Genomic DNA, 21,741 nt, shown 5'->3' on the forward strand with positions numbered 1-21,741 from the left:
AGCTCAGCTGACCGGGACGTTTTACACTGCTTCTATTGCGCTACACGTGCGCTACACGCCGGGGATCCCCTCAACGGTGGCCATGGCCGGGGACCCGGCCGGAGCCGGTGCCGTGCCTGCGCCCACCTGGACGTTGACCCAGGTCCGGATGCCGTTCTCCCCCAGGCTGAGGCGGGATGCGTAGGAACCCTCCGACAGCCCGGTCCAGTTCAGAGTGGCTGCCGTGGCCGTGCCGTTCGGTGCCACGATCGGATTCGGATTGACTGTCAGGTTCCCTGCATCACCGGAGAAGGACACGGCCTGGATCGCCGCGTTGGCAGCCCCGCCACTGGGTGTGGAGTACAGGTTGGCCACGATGTAGTACGTTCCCGCCTTCGGTGCCTCGAGGTCCAGAAACTCACTGGCTGCAGCGGTGGCAACCTGGGTGGCCACGAGACCGCCCGTTCCGTTGGGACCGTAAACCACCATGTCCCAGTCGACGTCGTTCGTCTCTGCCTGCACGCCGAGCCGCGCGAAGGTGGCGCCTTCCGGAATCTTGACGGCCACCACGGCGTTGTGTGCATCGTTTTTGGCAGCATAGGCACCCGGAACCTTGTTGATTCCGGTCTGGCTGACCGGGGCGAGTCCCTCCACTGCGACGCCGATGGGCTTGTCGGAGCCGGACACCAGGTCCATGGTTCCGGTGCCCGTACCGGTGACGGAACTGAACGAGAAGGACGGCGCGATTTGCGCGTCAACAGGCCGGATGGCTATCGGCGAGGTGACCGTGCGGGGGCCCTTCCAGGTCAGTGAGCCGGTGGTGAACTCACCCACGGGGGCGCTGACATTCCTGATGGTGAGGGTGACCTCGCGGGTCTGGCCTGCCTTGGAGAAGTTCAGCGACTGCGGCTCCACCTGGACGTTGAAGCCCGGCATGTTGACCTCCGGACGGTACATTCCGGGAACCAGGGCGGTCAGCTGGCGCTTGACCTGGACTTCACCCACCAGGCTGCCGAGGGCAATGGAGGGGAGGTTCAGGTCCTTGGCCGCGACTGTGCCGGCCTGCGGTGCGCCGGTGTCCACTCCCTGTCCGTTGAGGAAGCCGAGCCAGTCCTTGATGCCCGAGTTATAGACCAGGCCGGGATCAAGCACCCGCAGTGAATCAATGTGGCCTGCCCCGCCGTCGAACGGATTCGTGTTGGGGGTTCCATCTGCATTGAGCAGCGGGTAGGCGGTGGTCATCATGGCGGATTTGACCATCGCGGGGCTCCACTGCGGCTGCTTGCCGAGAACCAGCGCACCGAAACCGGCGATGTGGGGAGCTGCCATGGACGTGCCGGACATAAAGCCGAACTGCTCGCCGGCGTTTCCGATAGTTGATACACCGGCAAGGACGTTGACGCCGGGGGCGGAAATGTCCGGCTTCAACAGGTCACCGCCGGAGGCGAGGCTGGGACCCCTGGAGGAGAACCCGGCCACCTGGGGAGCCGGAGCCTGGGGGTCACCGGTGAGGTCGCCCTTGACGAGGCTGACGGTGAGTGAGGTGTCGGCGGCCAGCTTGGCCTTCAGTTCGGGTCCCTTGGGAGCGTTGACGTGGACTGTGGGGAGAACGTGGTTATCGGCGTCCTCGGAGCTGTTGGCAAGGTTCACCAGGATCATGCCAACGCCGCCCTTGTTCTGGACCTCGAGGCTCTTGGCCGTCCGGTCCACCACACCACGGTCGCAGACCACAACCTTGCCGGCAACCTTCGCCGGGTCCAGCGTGCCGGGGCCGCACAGGTTGGCGTTCGTGACGCCTGCCGCAGCGGCCGCGGCGGCAACCACCACGGGCTTGTCCGTGACTTCGGACTTCATGATAGAGGCACCGCGGTAGAGGGTGCCGTCCGATACCTTGACCGTTCCCTGCAGGTCGCTGGGGAACGTGGAGGCGGCCACGGTGGTCAGCCACGGGGAAGCATGGTTGACGGTGGATTCCGCGGGGCCGGAGTTGCCGGCAGAGGCAGCCACGAAGACGCCGGCTGCAGCAGCGTTCAGGAAGGCCAGGGCCACGGGATCGGTGGTGCTGTCCGTGTTACCGGAAATCGAGTAGTTCAGCACGTCGACGCCGTCCTTGATGGCGGTGTCGATTGCGTCGATGGAGGCGGAGGAGTAGCAGCCTCCTGTTGCCGGATCGGTGTCTTCCCAGCAGATCTTGTAGACGGAGACCTTTGCCGCCGGCGCCACACCGGAGCTCTTGCCGAAGCTCACGCCGTCGAGGACCTGCTCAATGTTGGCGTTGCCGGCAGCCGTGGTGGCCGTGTGGGTGCCGTGGCTTCCCACGTCCACCGGGGAGATGAGTTCCTCCGGTGCGCGGTTCGCGGCGGGAACGAACTGCAGGAAGGCGTCGGCGAAGTACCGGGCGCTGATGACCTTCGAGTTGCACAATGTTCCATCGAACGCCGCCCCGGTGCCCTCGCCTTTCTCGCATTCGCCTACGAAGGTGGTGCCGTCGGCCTTGAGCATGGCAATTTTCCCATCACCGGTGCGGTACGGCACCCCCACCTGGGCCTTTCCGCTGAGCGGCTGGACCGGCTCGCCCTGCAGGAACGGGTTGTCCGGGGCGTAGCCTGAATCGATCACGCCAACCACAACACCCTTGCCGGCGTTGGCCTCGCCGCCAAACTTTGTTGCCCATGCGCCTTCGGCTCCGGTGAGCTTCAGGAAATCTGTGGTGGTGTAGTCAGGGGCGTTTTCGACGTCGGGCGAGACTGTCAGCACCCGGGTGTCTTTGGACAGCTCTGCGGCCTGGGCCGCGCTCAGTTCGGCGGTGAAGCCGTTCAGGGCAGCAGTGAACTGCTTGGCCGGCGTTACTCCCTGTTCCGCGGCAACCTCACGCTGGACCTTGCGCAGGTGGGCGTCGTAGGCCTGGTAGCTGGGACTGCCGGCATCGAGCTTCCGCCCGTTCTGCGGCTTGGTGGCCCCCAGCCCGGGAGTTTCCCCCTCGTAGGCAGCAGCAGCCTTGGCCGCGAGAACCACAATGTAGCGGCCGTCCTTGAACTCTGAGGCAGCGGTGTTCTTTGCGGTTATTGCCGTGTCCTGCCCGGCGGGCGCCGCGGTAGCGGGGCTCATCGCCAGCGAGGTGAGGAGCAGCGGCAGGCCCACGGCCATTGCCGTCGCCCTCCTCAGTCCCCCGCCCTGCATGGGGCGCTTTCCAGTTGATTTCACGAGCGACTACACCTTTCACGAGGAAACGGGCCGGCCACGTTGCCGGTATGAAGAAGCTGGAACGGCAAAATGACATTACAGATCTTGTAATGCGATGAGACCAGCGTATTCAAACAGTACAGACTGATAGCTCAATATGACATAGGACACAGAACGTTTTCCGAGTCAGTCATACGCACTCCGAATGAGGTCAGGTGAGTACAGGAAGCCGGGCAGGGGCTGAGGTGGAGTCCCTGCCCATAAGGCGTGTCGGCAGGACCAAGGCCTGGCCCGGCCGGGACTGGGCGCCCTGGGCAAAGGCGAGCAGATTGGAGACTGCGGCGGACCCGAGGGCGCGGAGGGGTGCTTCCACCGTAGTCAGGGCAAGAACGACCGGTCCGGTTTCGTAGCTGTTGTCAAAGCCCACCACACTGACGTCCTCAGGGACTCTGATGCTGCGCTTTTGAACGGCCCGAATGAATCCCATGGCCATCTCGTCATTGTAGGCGCTTACGGCAGGAGGTGGGATGGGCCAGCCACTCCAATGCGGCGTTCTCGCCTCCCCTAATTATGGTTTCTTGGAGGTCTCCAGGGACGCATCAAAAAGGGCACTCCCCTTGAGGGAGTGCCCTGAGTGAGCCCGTGTTTTGGGTGGGTCTATTCGCGCGGAGCCTCGCGTGGCGTGCGGACGACCTCGCTGATCCATTGACGGGTCTTTTCATCGACGGGGCCAGCCACACGGTTTTCCCGGGCCGCCTTGTCCGCGAGGATTTTCTGGAAGACCATCCGGCCCAGCCCGGCAAAAACCGCCGCAGCGACGAACGGCAACAGCAGGGATTTCGATTTCTCAGCCATTCCGCCATCCTAGTGACGCGGCACCCGCAGTGCCAGAGCCGCCGTCGTTCATCACGCCTAGAAGCGGGTCCCCATCCTGATGACAGTGACGGCGCCCACCGAATACTGGGTCCGGCGCTCCGGCCGGTAGAATGGGCTAGCAAGCTCGCGGAGCGCCCGTCCACACTGTTGCAAAAAGCATGTCCCCAACTCTGGAACGGCGTAAGACGGCGTGACTCCGCTGCGCCCTTACCCAATGCTCACGCACAGGAGTTGCCGGATGCCCCGGATCGTTGTTGACGTCATGCCCAAGCCCGAGATTCTGGACCCGCAGGGGAAGGCCATCGTGGGTGCACTCCCCCGCCTGGGCTTCACCAGCTTTAGCTCTGTCCGCCAGGGCAAGCGTTTTGAACTGACTGTCGACGGCGAGGTGACCGACGCAATCCTGGCCCAGGCCCGCGAGGCAGCCGAAACCCTGCTGTCCAACCCGGTGATCGAAGACGTCGTCAACGTCGAGGTCGTCGAGGCCTGAGATGACTGAACTTCCCCTGATCGGCGAGGCAACCGCCGTCGCCGCCGAGCCGCGCCTGGCAGGCGCCCGGATCGGCGTCGTCACTTTCCCCGGCACACTGGACGACCGCGACGCCGCCCGTGCAGTCCGGCTCGCCGGTGGCACCGCGGTGCCGCTCTGGCACGCGGATACCGCCCTGGGTGACGTGGACGCCGTCGTGATTCCCGGTGGATTCTCCTATGGCGATTACCTCCGCGCCGGCGCCATTGCCCGCTTCGCGCCGCTGATGTCCAAGATCATCGATGCGGCCAACTCTGACGCCAAGCTTCCCGTCCTGGGTATCTGCAACGGCTTCCAGATCCTGACCGAATCGCACCTGCTGCCCGGCTCCATGATCAAGAACGACCACCTGAAATTCATGTGCCGCGACCAGGTGCTGCGGGTTGAAAACAGCAACACCGCCTGGACCCTGGACTACGAAGCAGGCCAGGAAATCACTGTGCCGCTGAAGAACCAGGACGGCCAGTACATCGCCGACGAAAAGGTCCTGGACGCCCTCGAGGCCGAAGGCCGCGTGGTGTTCCGTTACGTGGGCTTTAACCCGAACGGCTCACGCCGCGACATCGCCGGCATCTCCAACGCCGCCGGCAACGTGGTGGGACTTATGCCGCACCCGGAGCACGCCGTGGAGGTGGGCTTCGGCCCGCAGTCCCTGGACGGAATCGGCGGGTCCGATACCGATGGCCTGGGTTTCTTCACCTCCGTTTTGAACAAGATTGTGGGAGGCGCCAAGTGACCACGGAAACCACCAAGAAGTTCAACATCGACACCGTCGAGAACGCTGCCAAGACGCCGGACACCGAGCTTCCCTGGGCCGAACTGGGCCTGAAGCAGAACGAGTTCGACGAGGTAGTCAAAGTCCTGGGCCGCCGCCCCACCGGTGCCGAGCTCGCCATGTACTCGGTGATGTGGAGCGAGCACTGCTCCTACAAGTCCTCCAAGAACCACCTGCGCCAGTTCGGCGACAAGGTGACCGAGGAAATGAAGAAGGACATGCTGGTGGGCATCGGCGAAAACGCCGGCGTCACCAACCTGGGCGACGGCTGGGCCGTGACGTTCAAGATCGAGTCCCACAACTCGCCGTCGTTCGTGGAACCCTACCAGGGTGCTGCAACCGGCATCGGCGGCATTGTCCGCGACATCATTTCCATGGGCGCCCGCCCGGTGGCCGTGATGGATCCGCTCCGTTTCGGCGCCATCGACCACCCGGACACTGCCCGCGTCATGCACGGTGCCGTTGCCGGCATCGGCGGCTACGGCAACTCCCTTGGCCTGCCCAACATCGGCGGCGAAATGGTCTTCGACTCCGTGTACCAGGGCAACCCGCTGGTCAACGCACTGGCTGTCGGCGTTATGCGCCACGAGGACATCCGCCTCGCCAACGCCTCGGGCAAGGGCAACAAGGTTGTCCTGTTCGGTGCCCGCACCGGCGGCGACGGCATTGGCGGCGCCTCAGTGCTCGCCTCGGAGTCCTTCGACGACACCAAGCCGTCCAAGCGCCCCGCCGTCCAGGTGGGTGACCCCTTCGCCGAGAAGGTCCTGATCGAATGCTGCCTCGAGCTGTTCAAGGGTTCCCTCGTTGAAGGCATCCAGGACCTCGGCGCCGCAGGCATCTCCTGCGCCACCTCGGAGCTCGCGTCCAACGGCGACGGCGGCATGGAGGTTGAGCTGACCTCCGTCCTGCTCCGCGACCCCACCCTGACCCCGGGCGAAATCCTGATGTCGGAGTCGCAGGAACGCATGATGGCCGTGGTCACCCCGGAAAACATCGCCGCTTTCGAAGCCGTGATGGACAAGTGGGCTGTGGAGTATTCCTGGCTCGGCGAGGTGACCGACACCGGCCGCCTGATCATCACGTGGGACGGCGTGGTCATCGTGGACGTTGACCCACGCACCGTAGCCCATGACGGACCGGTCTACGACCGCCCGTTTGCCCGGCCCGAGTGGCAGGATTCCCTCCAGGCGGACACCTTCACCGGTTCGGTCCAGGACGCCGGCCGTCCCTCGGCTCCCGCCGCGCTGGCAGCTGCCGTCACCGAGCTCATTGCCTCACCGAACATGTGCAGCAAGGACTGGATCACCAACCAGTACGACCGCTACGTCGGCGGCAACACCGCCCTGGCGTACCCGGACGACGCCGGCGTGGTCCGCGTGGATGAGGAAACCGGCCTGGGCGTTGCCCTGGCCACCGATGCCAACGGCCGCTACACGTACCTTGACCCGTACCACGGCGCACAGCTGGCACTGGCCGAGGCCTACCGCAACGTGGCCACCTCCGGCGCCGTTCCCATGGCCGTCAGCGACTGCCTGAACTTCGGCTCCCCCGAGGACCCCGATGTCATGTGGCAGCTCGCCGAGGCCATCCGCGGCCTGTCCGACGCCTGCATGGTGCTGGGCATCCCGGTCACCGGCGGCAACGTGTCGCTGTACAACCAGACGGGCACCACACCCATCCACCCCTCCCCTGTGGTGGCAGTTCTCGGAAAGCTCGACGACGTCGCCCGCCGCACGCCGTCGGGCTGGCGTGAGGATGGCCAGGCCATCTACCTGCTGGGCACCACTGCGGCTGAACTGGACGGTTCCGAGTGGGCCAACCTGCGCGGCCACCTCGGTGGACTGCCGCCCAAGGTTGACCTCGCCGCAGAGCGCGCACTGGGTGAAATCCTGATCAACGCGTCCCGCGACGGCATGGTCGATTCGGCTCACGACCTCTCCGAGGGCGGCCTCGCGGCAGCCCTGGTTGAGTCCTCGCTGCGCTACGGCGTGGGTGCCCGGATTGCCCTGCAGGACGTCATGGACCGCGACGGCGTTGACCTGTTCACGGCCCTGTTCTCCGAGACCCAGGGCCGCGCCATTGTTGGCGTGCCCCGCTCCGAGGAAATCCGCTTCACGGACATGTGCACTGCGCGCGGCTTCGCCCACACCCGGATCGGTATTGTGGACGCGGCCAGCGGCCAGCTGGAGATCAACGGCGTCGAAACCCTGTCCCTGGATGCCCTCCGCGAAGCCCATGAGGCAACCCTGCCGAAGTACTTCGGCTAGCCCCACCCCCAAAGCAACGCGGGGTCACTCCGCGCCCGATAATCCTCCTGGATTGGGCGTGAAGTGACCCCGCGTTGCTTTAATCTTCGCTGTGGAGCTCCCGCTGACGTGAACTGAGCAGCTCGAATTCGGGCCGGTTCGCCACGAAGCGTTCGACGGCGGTGAGCACCTCCACGAGGTGCGCCCGGTCTGCTGCCACCAGGCCCGCGCCCACCTGCGAGCGCCGGTACTGATCGTGTCCGCCCACCTCGGCAACTGACACATCGAACCGGCGTTTGACCTCGGCCAGGAGCGGCCTGATGACGGAGCGTTTCTCTTTCAGGCTTTGGACATCGCCCAGGAGGATGTCGAATTCAATCCAGCCGATCCACATGACCCCATCGTAACCACGGGGTCAGATGGCGAGCTCGCCCATCCGGTCCCAGCCGTCGCCGTCGAGCTGGCGGCTGATGATCTGCGGCGTCTCGGCCAGGGCCTGGGGCATGTCCGCCATGGCCTGCTTGAAGTGCGGGCTGTTGACGTGGTCAGCAGCGGCGTCGTCCTTGAAGGCTTCCACCAGGACAAACTCGTGGGGGTCCTCCACGCTGCGGGACCAGTCAAACCACAGATTGCCGGGCTCCTGACGGGTGGCCCGGGTGAACCCTTCCACGAGATCCAGCCAGCGCTCGGACCAGTCGGGTTTGACCTTGAATTTGACGACGATGAAGATCATGGGATTTCCGTCCGTTCCGGGAGGTTGGCGGCTCAGCCTGCGGCGAGTTGGCGTGCCCCTTCAAGGTATCGCGAAGTGACGTACCTCTGCGCCGCCCTGGTCACCGGACCCCCGACGCGGTAGATCCAGTTGGCCGGCTTGCTGAAGGCCGTGATCTTCAAAAACACCCGCCCGGTGGCGTCAATCTCCACCTCAAAGGCTTCCTCGCCGCGCGCCGGATGCCCTGGCAGCGTGCCGTACCCAAAGCCGGCAGACTGCGGACCGTCGCCCGCCACCGGCCGCCGCACCCACACCACTTCGCAAGGGGCATTGATCCGGAAAGGCCCGACGCCGAATCCGCTCACCACGCGCGTCCCCGGCCGGACGACGTCGGACTCGGCCCGGACGCGCAGCCCCGACCGCCGCTGCAGTTCCCAGGTCAGGATTCCCTGCGCCACGCGGCGGTACAGCGCCGCCCCGTCGCCAAGGTAGGCCTGGGACACCAGGCTGGGGTACCCCTCCGGCGGCCGCCCGTTCTCGGTGGCGCCCACACCCGGGTAGTCGAGCCGGCCGCCCACCAGTCGTTTGTCAGTCAACGGAGTCCTCCCTGGATCCGGTGTGAGGCAAAGATGCCAGCCGCGCCCAGCCCAGCTGTTCCTGTTGCCTGCGGCTCAGGGTGGCCACCACCAGATCGTAGGAGTCCTCCACCATGTCCCGGACCATGGAGTCCGGGAGGGCACCATCCAACCTCACGCCGTTCCAGTGGGTCTTGTTCATGTGCCACGCACCGGCGATCCCCGGGTGGGCGGCACGGAGCTGCTCAGCCAGGGCCGGCTCGCATTTGAGGCTGACGGAAAAGTCATCCGCGTCCAGGGTGGACGAGGCGAACATCTTCGCTTCATGCCTGCTGCCGCCGGCCACAGCCGCCCTCACCTTGAACACCGAGGTCTCCGGACCAAAGGGGAAATCTTCGTACGCGCCGGGAAAAGAAAGGCAGATCTCCCTGAGCTGAGCTGGTTCCATCCTGTGAGCCTACAAAGCCGTTCGCGGCGGTGCTAGTCTGCGAAGATGTCACCTGACCAGGCCACCATCCCTGTTCTGGACTTGAGCACCGCGCGGCAGCCCTACGGTTCCTTCAGCCCGGAATTCATCGAACAGCTGCGGGAGGCCGCCCATAACGTCGGTTTCTTCCAGATCACGGGCTACGGTGCGGCTCCCGGCCAGGCAGAGGAGCTCCTGGGCATTATCAAACGCTTCTTCGACTTGCCGCTTGAGGAGCGGATGAAGCTGGACAACCGGCTCTCACCCCACTTCCGCGGCTACACCCGGATGGGCACGGAGGTCACCCAGGGGCGGGCGGACGCGCGCGAGCAGATCGACTATTCCCCCGAGCGCGACCCCATCCCCGACTACCCGGCGGACCAGCCGTACTGGCTGCTCCAGGGCCATAATCTGTGGCCGGACGAGTCATTGCCCGAGCTCAAGCCGGCAGCCATGGCCTGGGCAGATCTGATGTCCGCCGTGGGCATGGAACTGCTGCGTGGCATTGCTGTCGCCTTGGGGCTGCCCGAGGACCACTTCGACGAACCTTTCGGCGACGAACCCGCGTGGATGGGCAAACTGGTGCACTACGTCGGCGGCATAGTTGAAGAGGCCGGTGACCAGGGTGTGGGATCGCACGCGGACTACGGTTTTGTCACCCTCCTGCTCCAGGACGAGGTGGGCGGGTTGGAGGTCCTTCCGCCCGGGGCGAGCGAATGGGTGGAAGTGGATTACCTTCCCGGAGCCCTGGTGGTGAACCTGGGCGAGATGCTGGAAGTGGCCACGGAAGGCTACCTGGCCGCCACCATCCACCGCGTCAAGGCTCCGCCGCCGGGCGTGGACCGGTATTCAGTGCCCTTTTTCTGGTCCCCGAGGCTTGACGCCGTGATCGACCCGGTGCCACTGCCGCCCGAGCTCAAAGCACAGGCGCGCGGGCTGTCCGACGACCCGTCCAACCCGATGCTGGCCTCATTCGGCATGAATATGCTCAAGGGCCGGATGCGGGCCCACCCGGACGTCACTGAGCGTCACTACCCAGAGCTGATGAAGGGCTGAGGCCCTGCCTGCGGGCCTACGTCAGAGGTCGTATTTCCAGGCCTGCTGGGCCGGGCAGGCGTTCATCACCACGTCCAGTCCGGCCCACTTTGCCCGCTCGGCGACGGCCTCGTCGATGACGCCCAGCTGAAGCCATACGGCCTTGGCGCCGACAGCGATCGCCTGGTCCACCACAGCCCCGACCTTGTGCGAGTTGACGAAGCAATCAACGACGTCGAGGGGATGCCTGTCCGCTGGAATATCGGCGAGCGTGCGGTACCCGGTTTCGCCATGCACAGCATCGCCCGGCAGGTTCACGGGAATGATTTCCATCCTAAGCCTGTCCCGGATGAACAGTGACGTCTCATAGGCGGCACGCCATTCATTGGTGGTCAGGCCCACGATCGCCCACCGCCCTTTGTTTCGCATAAGGCGCTCAATAACGGCTGGATCGTTGACGTGGGCCATAATGCAAGACTACATCGCGAATCCTCCACCTTCCCGCCGAACAATTGAATGATTGCGATGCTGTCGCATGGGGAATGAACGAATATTACGCTTCCACAACGCGGGATTTGGCGCGTGCCGCGCGGTTCGGCTGTAGTGGTAGTGACCATCCCGAGCGGCCGAGAGACCTGGATCTATGACGCCGCAGCATCCCTGGGCGACGCCTGCCGTCGTCAAAGCAGCACAGTTGAGGCGACCATCCTCAACCAACTGCCACGGTGCTACCGCCAGGATCGATGGAGCATACCCATGACCCCGGAGATTTATCCTGCCACGCCACTTTTGACCCCGGTTCCCACTCCGGGTTCCGCCAGCACGGCCTCGCCACGCGTGCCCGTGGAATCCCCCCACACCACTTCGAACGCGACGGCGGTCGAAGCCGGGCTGCGTGACGCGGCCGGCCCCGCCAACAGCCCATCGGGATGGTCCTCGACCGGGTTGCAGGACGTCGCTGTGCACGGCGAACCGTCCGGCGGGCCGGCCCGTCACAGCAGCACCACCACGCCCACCGGTCCGGAAGCCCAGCCGGCAATCCAGGACACAGTGGCCTTCTGGGAACAGCAGGCCCTCCGCCTGGACTGGGCCGCACCCACGGGAACCTCTGACGGCAAACCCTGGCACACGGCGCACCGCCGCATCCTTGCCGACGCCGAAGCCGGCAAGGGTCCCGAGATCACCTGGTTTGAAGGCGGCAAGCTCAATGTCGCGTACAACTGCGTGGACCGCCACGTGGCCAACGGCCGCGGCGGCAAGGTGGCCCTTTACTTCGAAGGCGAGCCCGGGGACCGCCGCGCCATCACCTATGCCGAACTGCAGCGCGAAGTGTCCAAGGCGGCCAACGCGCTCCTGGCACTGGGCATCACCAAGGGCGACCGTGTGGTCATCTACCTTCCGGTCATCCCCGAAACCGTCATCATCACCCTCGCGGTGGCCCGCATCGGTGCCATCCACTCCCTGGTGTTCGGCGGTTTCTCCGCCGAGGCCCTGAAGTTCCGGGTGGAGGACACCGGGGCCAAGCTCCTGGTCACCACGGACGGCCAGTTCCGCCGCGGCGTCGCCGTCCCGGTCAAGGACAACGCCGACGCCGCCGTCGCCGGCGACAACGCGATCGAGCACGTACTGGTGGTCAACCGCACCACGCCTGCCGACGAACTGGCGACCGTCCACATGACCGAAGGCCGCGACGTGTGGTGGCATGACGCCGTCGGGCGCGCCCCGGAAGTCCACGAGCCGGAGGCGTTCGACGCCGAGACGCCCCTGTTCATCATGTACACCTCCGGGACCACCGGTAAACCCAAGGGCCTGGTCCACACCTCCGGCGGCTATCTCACGCAGGCGTCCTGGAGCTTCGAGCACCTGTTCAGCAACCCGGATCCCGCGCTCCGGGACGGCGATGTGCACTGGTGCACCGCTGACCTGGCGTGGGTCACCGCGCACACCTACGAGATCTACGGCCCGCTCTCCAACGGCGTGACCCAGGTGATCTTCGAAGGCACTCCCAACACCCCGCATCCGGGCAGGCACTTCGAGATCATCGAACGCTACGGCGTGACCCAGTACTACACGGCGCCCACGCTGGTCCGCTCGCTCATGGGCTGGTTCCCGGACGGCGTTCCGGACACCTACGACCTCTCGTCCATCCGGATGCTGGGCACCGTGGGTGAGGCCGTGAACCCGGAGGCCTGGCGCTGGCTGCGCCGGAACGTTGGTGCCGGCACGGCTCCGGTGGTGGACACCTGGTGGCAGTCCGAAACCGGCGCCACCATCCTCTCGCCCGCCCCCACGGACACCGACTTCAAACCGGGCTGCGCTGCCCGCCCGTTGCCCGGCGTCAGCACCCGGATCGTGGACGACGCCGGCAATACAGTGCCGCCGGGCGTCCAGGGATTCATCGTGGTTGACTCCCCCGGGCCGGCCATCGCGCGGACCGTCTGGGGAAATCCCCGCCGCTACTACGACTCCTACTGGAGCAAGTACGTGGAACAGGGCTGGTTCCTGGCCGGTGACGGCGCCAAGTACGACGCCGACGGCGACATCTGGATCCTGGGCCGCGTGGACGACACCCTGAACGTCTCGGGCCACCTGCTCTCCACGATCGAGATCGAGTCGGCCCTGGTCTCGCACCCTGACGTGGTGGAGGCCGGCGTCTGTCCGGTCGCGGACGCGAAGACCGGGCACGCGATCGTCGCTTTCGTCGTGCTTAAGTCCGGGGTTTCCGGGGACGTCGCCGCGGAACTCAGGAACCACGTTGCGAAGGCGATCGGCCCGATCGCCAAGCCCCGCGACGTCGTCGTGGTCCAGGACGTGCCCAAAACCCGCAGCGGCAAGATCATGCGCCGGCTGTTGACCCAACTCTTCGAGGGGACCGCCCTGGGCGATACCACCTCACTCCAGAACGAACCGGCGATCGCCGGCATCCAGGACGTCCTGCGCGAGCGGACCCTAGTTAAGGAAAATTCATGAATGACATCAGCAACGTTGCCCGTCTTTCCGAACCGCTGAAGTTCGCGTACTGGGTGCCGAACGTTTCCGGCGGCCTGGTGGTCTCCACCATCGAACAGCGCACCGGCTGGGACTTCGATTACAACAGGAAGCTCGCGCAGATTGCCGAGGACTCCGGCTTCGAATACGCCCTCACGCAGACCCGCTACGCCGCCTCCTACGGTGCGGACAAGCAGCACGAGGCCACCTCGTTCAGCCTGGCCCTGCTGGCCGCCACCGAGCGCCTCAAGGTCATCGCCGCCGTCCACCCGGGCATGTGGCACCCCGGTGTCCTGGCGAAGTTCATCATCACCGCAGACCACATCTCCAACGGCCGCGCGGCCGTCAACATCGTCTCGGGCTGGCTCAAGAACGAGTTCACCAACTTCGGCCTCGAATGGCTGGAACACGACGAACGCTACGTCCGCACCGAGGAGTTCATCAGGGTCCTCCGCGGCCTCTGGACCGAGCAGGAATACAGCCAGTCCGGCAAGTACTACAACATCACCGATTTCACGCTGAACCCGGCCCCCGTGGATGTTCCCGGCCGCGCACACCCGGAGATCTTCTTTGGCGGCAACTCGACGGCGGCCCAGGCCACCGCGGGCCGCGTGGCGGACTGGTACTTCTCCAACGGCAAGGACCTGGAAGGCTTCAAGGAGAACATCGCCGGCGTAGTGGCCGCTGCAGGGGAAACCAAGCGCGGCACCGACGGCGCCCTGTCCGCACCCTGCTTCGGCCTCAACGGCTTTGTCATCGCCCGCGATTCCGAGAAGGAGGCCCGGGACACGCTCCGCGAAATCGTGGAGAAGGCGCACAAGCCCGCCGTCCAGGGCTTCCGCGACGCCGTCCAGGAAGCGGGCGCGTCCACCAAGGACGGCAAGGGCATGTGGGCCGATTCCAGCTTCGAGGACCTGGTCCAGTACAACGACGGCTTCAAGACCCAGCTCATCGGCACCCCGGAGCAAATCGCCGAGCGCATTGTGGCGTACAAGAAGATCGGCGTGAACCTGTTCCTCACCGGCTACCTGCACTTCCAGGAGGAAGTGGCGGCCTTCGGTGCGGACATCCTGCCGATCGTCCGCGAGCTCGAGGCCGACCTCGCCCGCAAGCACGGCACCGAGCTGGATCTCTCAGCCGTTCCGGCAGGCTCAACCACCGGGCTGGTGACCGCGTAATGGCCGACCGCAAATTTGGCTTCCGCACCCGCGCGCTGCACGCCGGCGGCACCCCCGACGCTGAGCATGGCGCCCGCGCGGTGCCGATCTACCAGACCACGTCCTTCGTCTTCAAGGACACCCAGGACGCCGCCAACCTGTTCGCCCTGCAGAAGTACGGCAACATCTACTCCCGGATCGGGAACCCCACCGTGGCAGCATTCGAGGAGCGCATCGCGTCCCTGGAGGGCGGCATTGGGGCGGTCGCAACCTCCTCCGGCATGGCCGCGGAGTTCATCACCTTCGCCGCGCTGACACAGGCCGGCGACCACATCGTGGCCGCCTCCCAGCTGTACGGCGGCACCGTCACCCAGCTTGATGTGACCCTTCGCCGCTTCGGCGTGGACACCACCTTTGTTCCCGGCACCGACCCCGCGGACTATGCCGCGGCCGTCCGGGAGAACACCAAGGCGATCTTCGTCGAGGTGGTGGCCAACCCGTCCTCGGAGGTCCAGGACCTGGAGGGGCTGGTGAAGGTAGCGCGCGACGCCGGCATCCCCCTCGTCGTCGACGCCACCTTGAGCACGCCGTACCTTGTGCGGCCGATCGAGCACGGAGCCGACATTGTCATCCACTCCGCCACCAAGTTCCTGGGCGGCCACGGCATCACCCTCGGCGGCGTGATCGTCGAAAGCGGCCGGTTCGACTGGGGCAACGGAAAGTTCCCCACCATGACCGAACCGGTGGCCTCCTACGGAAACGTCTCCTGGTGGGGCAACTTCGGCGAGTACGGCTTCCTCACCAAGCTCCGCTGCGAGCAGCTGCGCGACATCGGCCCCGCCCTTAGCCCGCAGTCCGCATTCCAGCTGCTGCAGGGCGTCGAAACCCTCCCGCAGCGCCTTGACGAACACCTGGAGAACGCCCAGGCGGTGGCTGAGTGGCTGGAGGCTGACGAGCGCGTGGCGTACGTGAATTTCTCCGGGCTTCCCTCGCACCCGCATTTCGAGCGTGCGAAGAAGTACCTGCCCAAGGGCCCGGGTTCAGTGTTCTCGTTCGGTGTGAAAGGCGGCCGGGCGGCCGGGCAGAAGTTCATCGAAGCGCTGCAGCTCGCCTCGCACCTGGCCAATGTGGGCGATTCCCGGACCCTGGTGATCCACCCCGGATCCACCACCCATCAGCAGTTGAGCCCGGAGCAGCTCGAGTCCGCCGGGGTCCCCGAGGACCTGGTCCGCATTTCCGTGGGGCTTGAGGACCTCGAGGACATCCTGTGGGATCTTGACCAGGCCCTGACTGAAGCCTCGGCAGCCGCGGCTCCGACAAGCTCAACCACCGCTTCGGACGGCCCGGCCACCGAACCCGCGGATTCCTGCACGATTGGAGCGAGCGCATGAGCACCGCCGAACGCAGCTGGACCGGACCGTCCGCGCCGGATCGCCTGAACCTGCTGCGGCAGGCCAAGTCCATCGCGATCGTGGGCGCCTCGGACAAACCGTCACGGGCGAGCTACTTTGTGGCGACGTACCTGCAGTCCTCCACGAGCTACAAGGTCTATTTCGTGAACCCGGTGGTGAAGGAAATCCTTGGCCAGCCCACGTATGCGACGCTTGCCGACCTTCCGGAGAGCCCGGACATTGTGGATGTGTTCCGCAAGCACGATGATCTCCCGGGCGTCCTGGCCGAGACCATTGCTGCCGGGGCCAAGACCTTGTGGCTGCAGCTGGGATCGTGGCATGAGGAAGTGGCCGCGGACGCTGAAGCTGCCGGGCTCAACGTGGTGATGGACCGCTGCGTGAAGATCGAGCATGCCCGGTTCCATGGCGGCCTGCACCTGGCCGGCTTCGATACCGGCGTGATCTCCTCGAAGCGGCAGCTGCTTTCCTGACTGAATTCCCCCGCTGACCATGTATCCTGCGCATCTTCGCGCCGGTGCGTGGTCAGCGGCTGAACTTGTTCAGCCAGATCAGGCCCTGGTCAGCTTTGCCGGCCGCGGTCTTGCCCGTCTTTGCCAGTAAGGGGGCAGCTTCCTCGACCGTAGAGGTGACGGGGCCGGACTTTCCGGCCTTGTCCTGCCCGCCCGCAGCGGCAGAACCGGCATTGCCTGCCGGCTCCTTGCCATCCCCGGACCCTGCGTCCTTCACGGCAGTACCGCCGGCGTTACCGCCTGCCGCATTGCCGGCGGCGCCGTCGTCGTTCGCTGTCGACGAGGAGCCGTCCGCCCCATTTCCCTTACCGGCGGAACCGGAGTTGCCCTGCTGCCCCGTCCCGGCCTGGGACGACCCGGCTCCCGGGTTCCCGGGCTGTGCGTCTCCTGGGCCGGAAGGGTCAGCCTGGCCCGCAGCGCCACCCCCGACTGCCTGATCGCCACTTGCCTGGTCCCCGGGAGCCTGCAGCTCCACAGGGAGGCCGGCGTCCTCCGGGACGGCAAGCGGAGCTGCCGCAATGGTCCAGGCGGGGCTCCAGTCAGCCAGCATCTGTTGGACAGAACTGTTAGCAGACCCGTCGGGGACCGAACCGGTGGCGGCCACTCCCGTGACGCCGAGCCCCATACCCGCGATGACGGCGAGTCCCACCACTGAGCCCCGGTGCCGGCGGAGCAGGCGGTGACGCTCCAGCTGATGGGCCGGGCCGGACAGAAGCAGGGCCGCCAGTTCCGCACCAGGCTCGGGGACCGGGAGGGAACGGAGGGACCCCAATGAGAGCAGGGCAGAGCGGAGCCTGGCATCAGTCTCGCCGGCGTCGAGCAGCATGTCATCCACGGTCCGGGCAAGGGACCGGGTAAACACCGGGCTGGAGGGGGCATTCATGGCACCACATATTCCTTTACAGCGGACTCCTCGCGGAGTTTGACCAATGCACGGCGCTGCAGCTGCTTTACAGAACCGGCGGTTTTCCCCATAACGTCCGCGACCTGTTCGACGGTCAGGCCGCCGACGAGGCGCAGGGACAATACTTCCCGCTGCTCATCCGGCAGACCGCTGAGCAGGTCCAGGACTTCCTGGGGAGAGATTTTCTGGAGGACTTCAGTTTCAGCCGACGTGTCCTCGCGCCGGTCCAGGTCCGGTTCGAACGGGAGTTCAACCGGTCTGCGCCGCTGCCGCCGGTGGTCATCCACCATGCGGGCGTGGGCCACGGAGAAGACGAACGTGCGAAGCCCGGCAACCCCGCCGGTGACAGTCCCGAGCCGCGGCAGGACGGCGAGGAAGACTTCCTGCATAACCGCCTCCGGATCTTCTACTCCGCGGGCTGTGAGGTAGCCCAGGACCTGTGCCGCATAGGTTCGGTACACGGTGTTGAACAGCTCCGGATCGCGGGCACGGGCACGCAATACGTCGTCTGTCAGCGCATCGGTCACGGGACGCAGGGCTTTCGGTGAAAGGGGAAGGGGTTTGCCCCGCTAACTTTACCCTCCGGTAACCGTGCTGCCGGCACCCCACGAGCCGGCTGGGGAATAAAAAGGCCGGGCTGGAACATGATGGGGGACAAGTTCCAGACCGGCGCTTCATAGGGGTAATCGCCGACACAGGCCAAAGGGTTACGCCCGGTCACAAAAAACTTTGAAAATCTTTTGGGTGGCCGGATTCAGCCTGGGCAAGGCCGGAATTCAGCCTCAGGCGGGGGCCTGCGCTGCTCCGATCCACCGCGGCGTGGCTGCCTGCCGCCGCGGAGAATTGGCATGGGCAAAGGCGCGGAGCCTGTTCGCCGGTACCAGCTGCTCGTCGCAGGCCGGCTGGACGGCAACCGGCTCTGGTACGGGCTGCGGGCGGGCTACGGCGCGCAACGGGGAAATGCGTGAAAGGTCGGTGACCAGTCCCGTCCCGGCGCACTCACGCACCGCCGCGATCCCTGCCGCCACCGCGGGCTTGTCAGCGAACGCCTCGGACACCGCCATCACAGTTCCGTCCGGCCCCATCAGCCTGAACCTGAACAACGAATCGGCGTCCACAAAAACTTCAAACATCCCGGCCATGAGAAATCCTTCCGGTCTGCGGATGATCAGCTCCGGCGACGTCCTCGCCACCGGCCTGCCCGAACGCGTTGCTGCGTCCGGTCCCGCGGGTCTGGTCGAACGATCTGTTGATCAGTTCAGCGTGTGCTTAAGAGTCTGGCCGCCGCAGCGGCGGCCTCACAAGACCGGCCGGGTTAACCCTGTGTAAATTGCGTAACACCGCCGGAAGACCGCCGCCCGGGGCAGCGGAGCCCACGCACGCTTCTTTAACCGACGACGCCGGCGGGCCACCCTCCCAGGTGCCCGCCGGCGTCGTACTGGTGTTGCTTCTAGTCCTTGATGAGGTCGTTGACCACGATGGTCTGGTCCCGGTCGGGGCCAACGCCGATTGCGGAGAACCGGGTACCGGAGAGCTTCTCCAGGGCGAGCACGTAGTTCCGCGCGTTCTCCGGGAGGTCCTCCAGGGTGCGGGCGCCGGTGATGTCCTCGGTCCAGCCTTCGAAGTACTCGAAAATGGGTACTGCGTGGTGGAACTCGGTCTGCGTCATGGGCATTTCATCGTGCCGCACGCCGTCGACGTCGTACGCCACACACACCGGGATCTGCTCGATGCCGGTCAGGACATCCAGCTTGGTGACGAAGTAGTCCGTGAAGCCGTTGACGCGGGAAGCGTGGCGGGCCAGGACGGCGTCGTACCAGCCGCAGCGGCGCGGGCGGCCGGTGTTGACGCCGAACTCACCGCCGGTCTTCTGCAGGTACATGCCCATCTCGTCGAACAGTTCCGTGGGGAACGGCCCGGCGCCGACACGCGTGGTGTAGGCCTTGATGATGCCGATGGAGCGCGAGATGCGGGTGGGGCCGATGCCGGAACCCACGGACGCGCCGCCCGCCGTCGGGTTGGACGAGGTGACGAACGGGTACGTCCCGTGGTCCACGTCCAGGAACGTGGCCTGGCCGCCCTCCATGAGCACTACTTTGCCCTCGTCCAGCGCCTTGTTCAGGACGAAGGTGCTGTCGATGACCAGCGGGCGCAGGCGCTCGGCGAAGGAAAGGAAGTAGCTGACGATCTCCTCCACCTCGATGTCGCGGCGGTTGTAGACCTTGACCAGGAGTTCGTTCTTCTGGCGCAGCGAGCCTTCCACCTTCTGGCGGAGGATGGATTCGTCAAAGACGTCCTGGACGCGGATGCCCAGGCGGGCCACCTTGTCCATGTATGCCGGGCCGATGCCGCGGCCCGTGGTGCCGATGGCGCGGCTGCCGAGGAAGCGCTCCGTGACCTTGTCCAGGACCTGGTGGTAAGGCGCTACCAGGTGGGCGTTGGCGGAAACGCGCAGTTTGGAGGTGTCCGCACCGCGGGCCTCCAAGCCATCAATTTCCTGGAACAGAGCCTCCAGGTTCACCACGCAGCCGTTTCCGATGATGGGAACCGCGTTGGGGCTGAGGATGCCGGCCGGAAGGAGCTTGAGCTCATACTTCTCACCGCCTACGACGACGGTATGCCCGGCATTGTTGCCACCATTGGGCTTAACGACGTAGTCCACGCGGCCACCCAAAAGGTCTGTGGCCTTGCCTTTTCCTTCGTCGCCCCACTGGGCTCCTACGATCACGATTGCTGGCATGGGATCCTCCCCCATTCGTTCGGGCCGTACTCCGGGCTGACCCGCCGGCGGTACGCCGGACGGTTCACCGAAGGACGGCGCCGTTCATGAGAACGCCCCGAAGGCAACAGCCTGGCGGGAACGGTTAGGACGCCCTGCCACGCAAGAGTTCGGGGCTCTTACCACCCAAGTTTAGCCGATGACGGAGTTTCTCCACTCGTTCGGCCTGGCAGGGCCCACACGCGAAACAATCCGGCCCTGACTTGCCCGGGCCGTGCAGATGCCATTAAGTGAGAGTACCCATCCGGAGCGGCCGAGAGACCTGGATCGTTGACGCCGCAGCAACCGCGCATGCGCAGGGATTTTCCTGCCGGCACAGGTGCTACTGCCAGGACCGATGGAAAGGAAAATTCCCCATGTCGCTCAACACTGACCACATCCAGGTCACCCACGCAGGTTCCTTGCCCCGCACGCCGGAGCTGATCGCCGCTAACGCCGCGAAGGAAACCGAAGGCATCACCCCGGAATTCCTCGAACTGCTCGAATCGTCGGTGGTGGACGTCGTCCAGCGGCAGAAGGACCTCGGGGTGGACATCCCCAACGACGGAGAATTCGGGCACACCATGTCCACTTCGGTGGATTACGGCGCATGGTGGAACTACTCGTTCGCGAGGCTCGGCGGACTGGAACCGACAGACGTGGACCGGTGGAAGGACGCCACCGTGCACCGCTCGTCCCCGGGACACATTGTGCTGACCTCATTCCCTGACCGCCGCGACCGCCTGGCTTTCAATGACGCCTACACCGATCCTTCCTCCGGGATCCTGGCGCACCGCAAGAGCGTTTCCCAGCCAAAGATCACCGGGCCGCTGACCTACACAGGACAGGATCTGGTGAACTCCGATGTCACCAACCTGAAGAAGGGGCTGGCCGCCACCGGCCTCACCCAGGGTTTTGTGGCATCCCTGTCCCCCGGGTCCTGTGCACGCGTGGCCAACGATTACTACAGGTCCGATGAAGAACTCCTCTACGCCTGTGCAGACGTGATGCGCGAGGAATACAAGGCCATCATCGACGCCGGCCTGACCGTCCAGCTCGACGATCCTTCCCTGGCGGAAAGCTGGGACCAGATCAACCCGGAGCCGACGCTGGAGGACTACCTCAAGTTCATCCAGCTGCGGGTCGAGGCCACCAACTGGGCCCTGCGTGACCTGCCCCAGGAACAGATCCGCCTCCACGTCTGCTGGGGTTCCTGGCACGGTCCGCACACCACCGACATTCCCTTGGCGGACATTATCGGCTCCGTGCTGCAGGTCAACGCCGGAGCGTACTCCTTCGAGGCCGGCAACGTCCGTCACGAGCACGAATGGCGGGTCTGGCAGGAGACCAAACTGCCCGAGGGCAAGGTCATCATTCCCGGCGTGGTCTCACACGCCACCAACGTGGTGGAGCACCCTGACCTGGTGGCGGACCGGATAGTCCGTTTCGCCGAGGTGGTGGGCCGCGAGAACGTGATCGCATCCACAGACTGCGGGCTGGGCGGCCGCGTCCACCCGCAGATCGCCTGGGCCAAACTGGACGCCCTCGGCGAAGGTGCCCGCCGCGCCACCAAGCGCCTCTGGTAGGTATTCTCCATCCAGCCGCAGGGTCCGTCCTGTGCCTTCCATCACGGGAAG

Annotated in this window: 21 protein-coding genes and 1 riboswitch; of the genes, 9 read left to right on the plus strand and 12 right to left on the minus strand. The window is 65.5% G+C overall.

Translation table 11 applies throughout. The annotated features are described in order from the left end of the window. Positions 1 to 51 precede the first annotated feature (51 nt). The 3 genes from AC1MCA_RS07400 to AC1MCA_RS07410 all read right to left on the minus strand — a co-directional run bounded on the left by AC1MCA_RS07400 (position 52) and on the right by AC1MCA_RS07410 (position 4,017). Positions 52 to 3,159: a S8 family serine peptidase gene (locus tag AC1MCA_RS07400; protein WP_479803321.1), complete on the minus strand. Its 3,108-nt coding sequence runs from the start codon at positions 3,157 to 3,159 to the stop codon at positions 52 to 54. A gap of 214 nt (positions 3,160 to 3,373) precedes the next feature. Next, positions 3,374 to 3,691 carry a substrate-binding domain-containing protein gene (locus AC1MCA_RS07405; RefSeq protein ID WP_479803322.1) on the minus strand — a complete coding sequence of 106 codons (318 nt, stop codon included), beginning with the start codon at positions 3,689 to 3,691 and terminating at the stop codon, positions 3,374 to 3,376. Positions 3,692 to 3,819: 128 nt separating this feature from the next. Then, complete coding sequence (locus tag AC1MCA_RS07410; protein WP_131684584.1) at positions 3,820 to 4,017, minus strand: hypothetical protein; 198 nt, start codon at positions 4,015 to 4,017, stop codon at positions 3,820 to 3,822. A 259-nt stretch (positions 4,018 to 4,276) separates the two neighbouring features. Here AC1MCA_RS07410 and purS point away from each other — a divergent pair, with 259 nt between their 5' ends. The 3 genes from purS to purL are packed head-to-tail and all read left to right on the plus strand — an operon-like array spanning position 4,277 to position 7,609. Beyond that, entirely contained in the window at positions 4,277 to 4,528 is a 252-nt protein-coding gene (purS, locus tag AC1MCA_RS07415; RefSeq protein WP_056631212.1) for a phosphoribosylformylglycinamidine synthase subunit PurS, read from the plus strand. A gap of 1 nt (position 4,529) precedes the next feature. Continuing rightward, positions 4,530 to 5,303 (plus strand): phosphoribosylformylglycinamidine synthase subunit PurQ, encoded by a 774-nt coding sequence (gene purQ, locus AC1MCA_RS07420; protein WP_108598602.1) that lies wholly within the window; start codon positions 4,530 to 4,532, stop codon positions 5,301 to 5,303. Further along, positions 5,300 to 7,609 (plus strand): phosphoribosylformylglycinamidine synthase subunit PurL, encoded by a 2,310-nt coding sequence (purL, locus tag AC1MCA_RS07425; RefSeq protein WP_479802327.1) that lies wholly within the window; start codon positions 5,300 to 5,302, stop codon positions 7,607 to 7,609. Before purQ ends, purL begins: the two co-directional genes overlap by 4 nt. A 79-nt stretch (positions 7,610 to 7,688) precedes the next feature. On the opposite strand, the gene AC1MCA_RS07430 is transcribed toward purL, so the two are convergent. Genes AC1MCA_RS07430 through AC1MCA_RS07445 form a run of 4 tightly spaced genes read right to left on the minus strand, consistent with a single transcriptional unit; the run spans position 7,689 to position 9,323 of the window. Further along, positions 7,689 to 7,982 carry a DUF503 family protein gene (locus AC1MCA_RS07430; RefSeq protein ID WP_131684587.1) on the minus strand — a complete coding sequence of 98 codons (294 nt, stop codon included), beginning with the start codon at positions 7,980 to 7,982 and terminating at the stop codon, positions 7,689 to 7,691. 21 nt (positions 7,983 to 8,003) lie between these two features. Beyond that, complete coding sequence (locus AC1MCA_RS07435; RefSeq protein ID WP_479802329.1) at positions 8,004 to 8,321, minus strand: putative quinol monooxygenase; 318 nt, start codon at positions 8,319 to 8,321, stop codon at positions 8,004 to 8,006. A gap of 32 nt (positions 8,322 to 8,353) precedes the next feature. Next, complete coding sequence (locus AC1MCA_RS07440) at positions 8,354 to 8,896, minus strand: DUF1990 family protein (protein WP_108598598.1); 543 nt, start codon at positions 8,894 to 8,896, stop codon at positions 8,354 to 8,356. Then, positions 8,889 to 9,323: an MmcQ/YjbR family DNA-binding protein gene (locus AC1MCA_RS07445; protein ID WP_479802331.1), complete on the minus strand. Its 435-nt coding sequence runs from the start codon at positions 9,321 to 9,323 to the stop codon at positions 8,889 to 8,891. The genes AC1MCA_RS07440 and AC1MCA_RS07445 overlap by 8 nt, the downstream gene beginning before the upstream one ends. Positions 9,324 to 9,368: 45 nt before the next feature. On the opposite strand from AC1MCA_RS07445, the gene AC1MCA_RS07450 reads away from it, so the two are divergent. Beyond that, the gene (locus tag AC1MCA_RS07450; RefSeq protein ID WP_479802333.1) at positions 9,369 to 10,397 is read left to right on the plus strand and encodes an isopenicillin N synthase family dioxygenase; all 1,029 of its coding nucleotides are present in this window, start codon (positions 9,369 to 9,371) and stop codon (positions 10,395 to 10,397) included. 21 nt (positions 10,398 to 10,418) lie between these two features. Here the strand turns inward: AC1MCA_RS07450 and AC1MCA_RS07455 are convergent, their stop codons facing one another. After that, positions 10,419 to 10,844: a CoA-binding protein gene (locus AC1MCA_RS07455; RefSeq protein WP_479802334.1), complete on the minus strand. Its 426-nt coding sequence runs from the start codon at positions 10,842 to 10,844 to the stop codon at positions 10,419 to 10,421. 288 nt (positions 10,845 to 11,132) lie between these two features. Between AC1MCA_RS07455 and acs the strand changes: the two genes are divergently transcribed. From acs to AC1MCA_RS07475, 4 genes are read left to right on the plus strand one after another with little or no spacing between them, the layout of a single operon-like run. Then, positions 11,133 to 13,346 (plus strand): acetate--CoA ligase, encoded by a 2,214-nt coding sequence (gene acs / locus AC1MCA_RS07460; protein WP_479802336.1) that lies wholly within the window; start codon positions 11,133 to 11,135, stop codon positions 13,344 to 13,346. After that, complete coding sequence (sfnG, locus tag AC1MCA_RS07465; RefSeq protein ID WP_479802338.1) at positions 13,343 to 14,542, plus strand: dimethylsulfone monooxygenase SfnG; 1,200 nt, start codon at positions 13,343 to 13,345, stop codon at positions 14,540 to 14,542. Before acs ends, sfnG begins: the two co-directional genes overlap by 4 nt. Next, a complete protein-coding gene (locus AC1MCA_RS07470; protein ID WP_479802340.1) occupies positions 14,542 to 15,912 on the plus strand; it encodes an O-acetylhomoserine aminocarboxypropyltransferase/cysteine synthase family protein in 1,371 nt (456 codons plus the stop codon). Before sfnG ends, AC1MCA_RS07470 begins: the two co-directional genes overlap by 1 nt. Beyond that, on the plus strand, positions 15,909 to 16,403 hold the full coding sequence (locus AC1MCA_RS07475) for a CoA-binding protein (protein WP_479802342.1): 495 nt from the start codon (positions 15,909 to 15,911) through the stop codon (positions 16,401 to 16,403). The genes AC1MCA_RS07470 and AC1MCA_RS07475 overlap by 4 nt, the downstream gene beginning before the upstream one ends. 52 nt (positions 16,404 to 16,455) lie before the next feature. On the opposite strand, the gene AC1MCA_RS07480 is transcribed toward AC1MCA_RS07475, so the two are convergent. The 4 genes from AC1MCA_RS07480 to AC1MCA_RS07495 form a co-directional block, all read right to left on the minus strand. Next, entirely contained in the window at positions 16,456 to 17,325 is an 870-nt protein-coding gene (locus AC1MCA_RS07480) for a hypothetical protein (protein ID WP_479802344.1), read from the minus strand. Next, positions 17,322 to 17,873, minus strand: a complete 552-nt coding sequence (locus AC1MCA_RS07485) for an RNA polymerase sigma factor (protein ID WP_479802346.1) — start codon at positions 17,871 to 17,873, stop codon at positions 17,322 to 17,324. Before AC1MCA_RS07485 ends, AC1MCA_RS07480 begins: the two co-directional genes overlap by 4 nt. Positions 17,874 to 18,128: 255 nt before the next feature. Further along, complete coding sequence (locus tag AC1MCA_RS07490) at positions 18,129 to 18,488, minus strand: YegP family protein (protein ID WP_479802348.1); 360 nt, start codon at positions 18,486 to 18,488, stop codon at positions 18,129 to 18,131. A 308-nt stretch (positions 18,489 to 18,796) separates the two neighbouring features. Next, positions 18,797 to 20,086 carry an adenylosuccinate synthase gene (locus AC1MCA_RS07495; protein ID WP_108598990.1) on the minus strand — a complete coding sequence of 430 codons (1,290 nt, stop codon included), beginning with the start codon at positions 20,084 to 20,086 and terminating at the stop codon, positions 18,797 to 18,799. Positions 20,087 to 20,362: 276 nt separating this feature from the next. Beyond that, positions 20,363 to 20,469, plus strand: a riboswitch (SAM riboswitch). 12 nt (positions 20,470 to 20,481) lie between these two features. Between AC1MCA_RS07495 and AC1MCA_RS07500 the strand changes: the two genes are divergently transcribed. Continuing rightward, a complete protein-coding gene (locus AC1MCA_RS07500; RefSeq protein ID WP_479802350.1) occupies positions 20,482 to 21,690 on the plus strand; it encodes a cobalamin-independent methionine synthase II family protein in 1,209 nt (402 codons plus the stop codon). Positions 21,691 to 21,741 lie beyond the last annotated feature (51 nt).

The organism is Arthrobacter sp. BK1 (assembly GCF_056680055.1).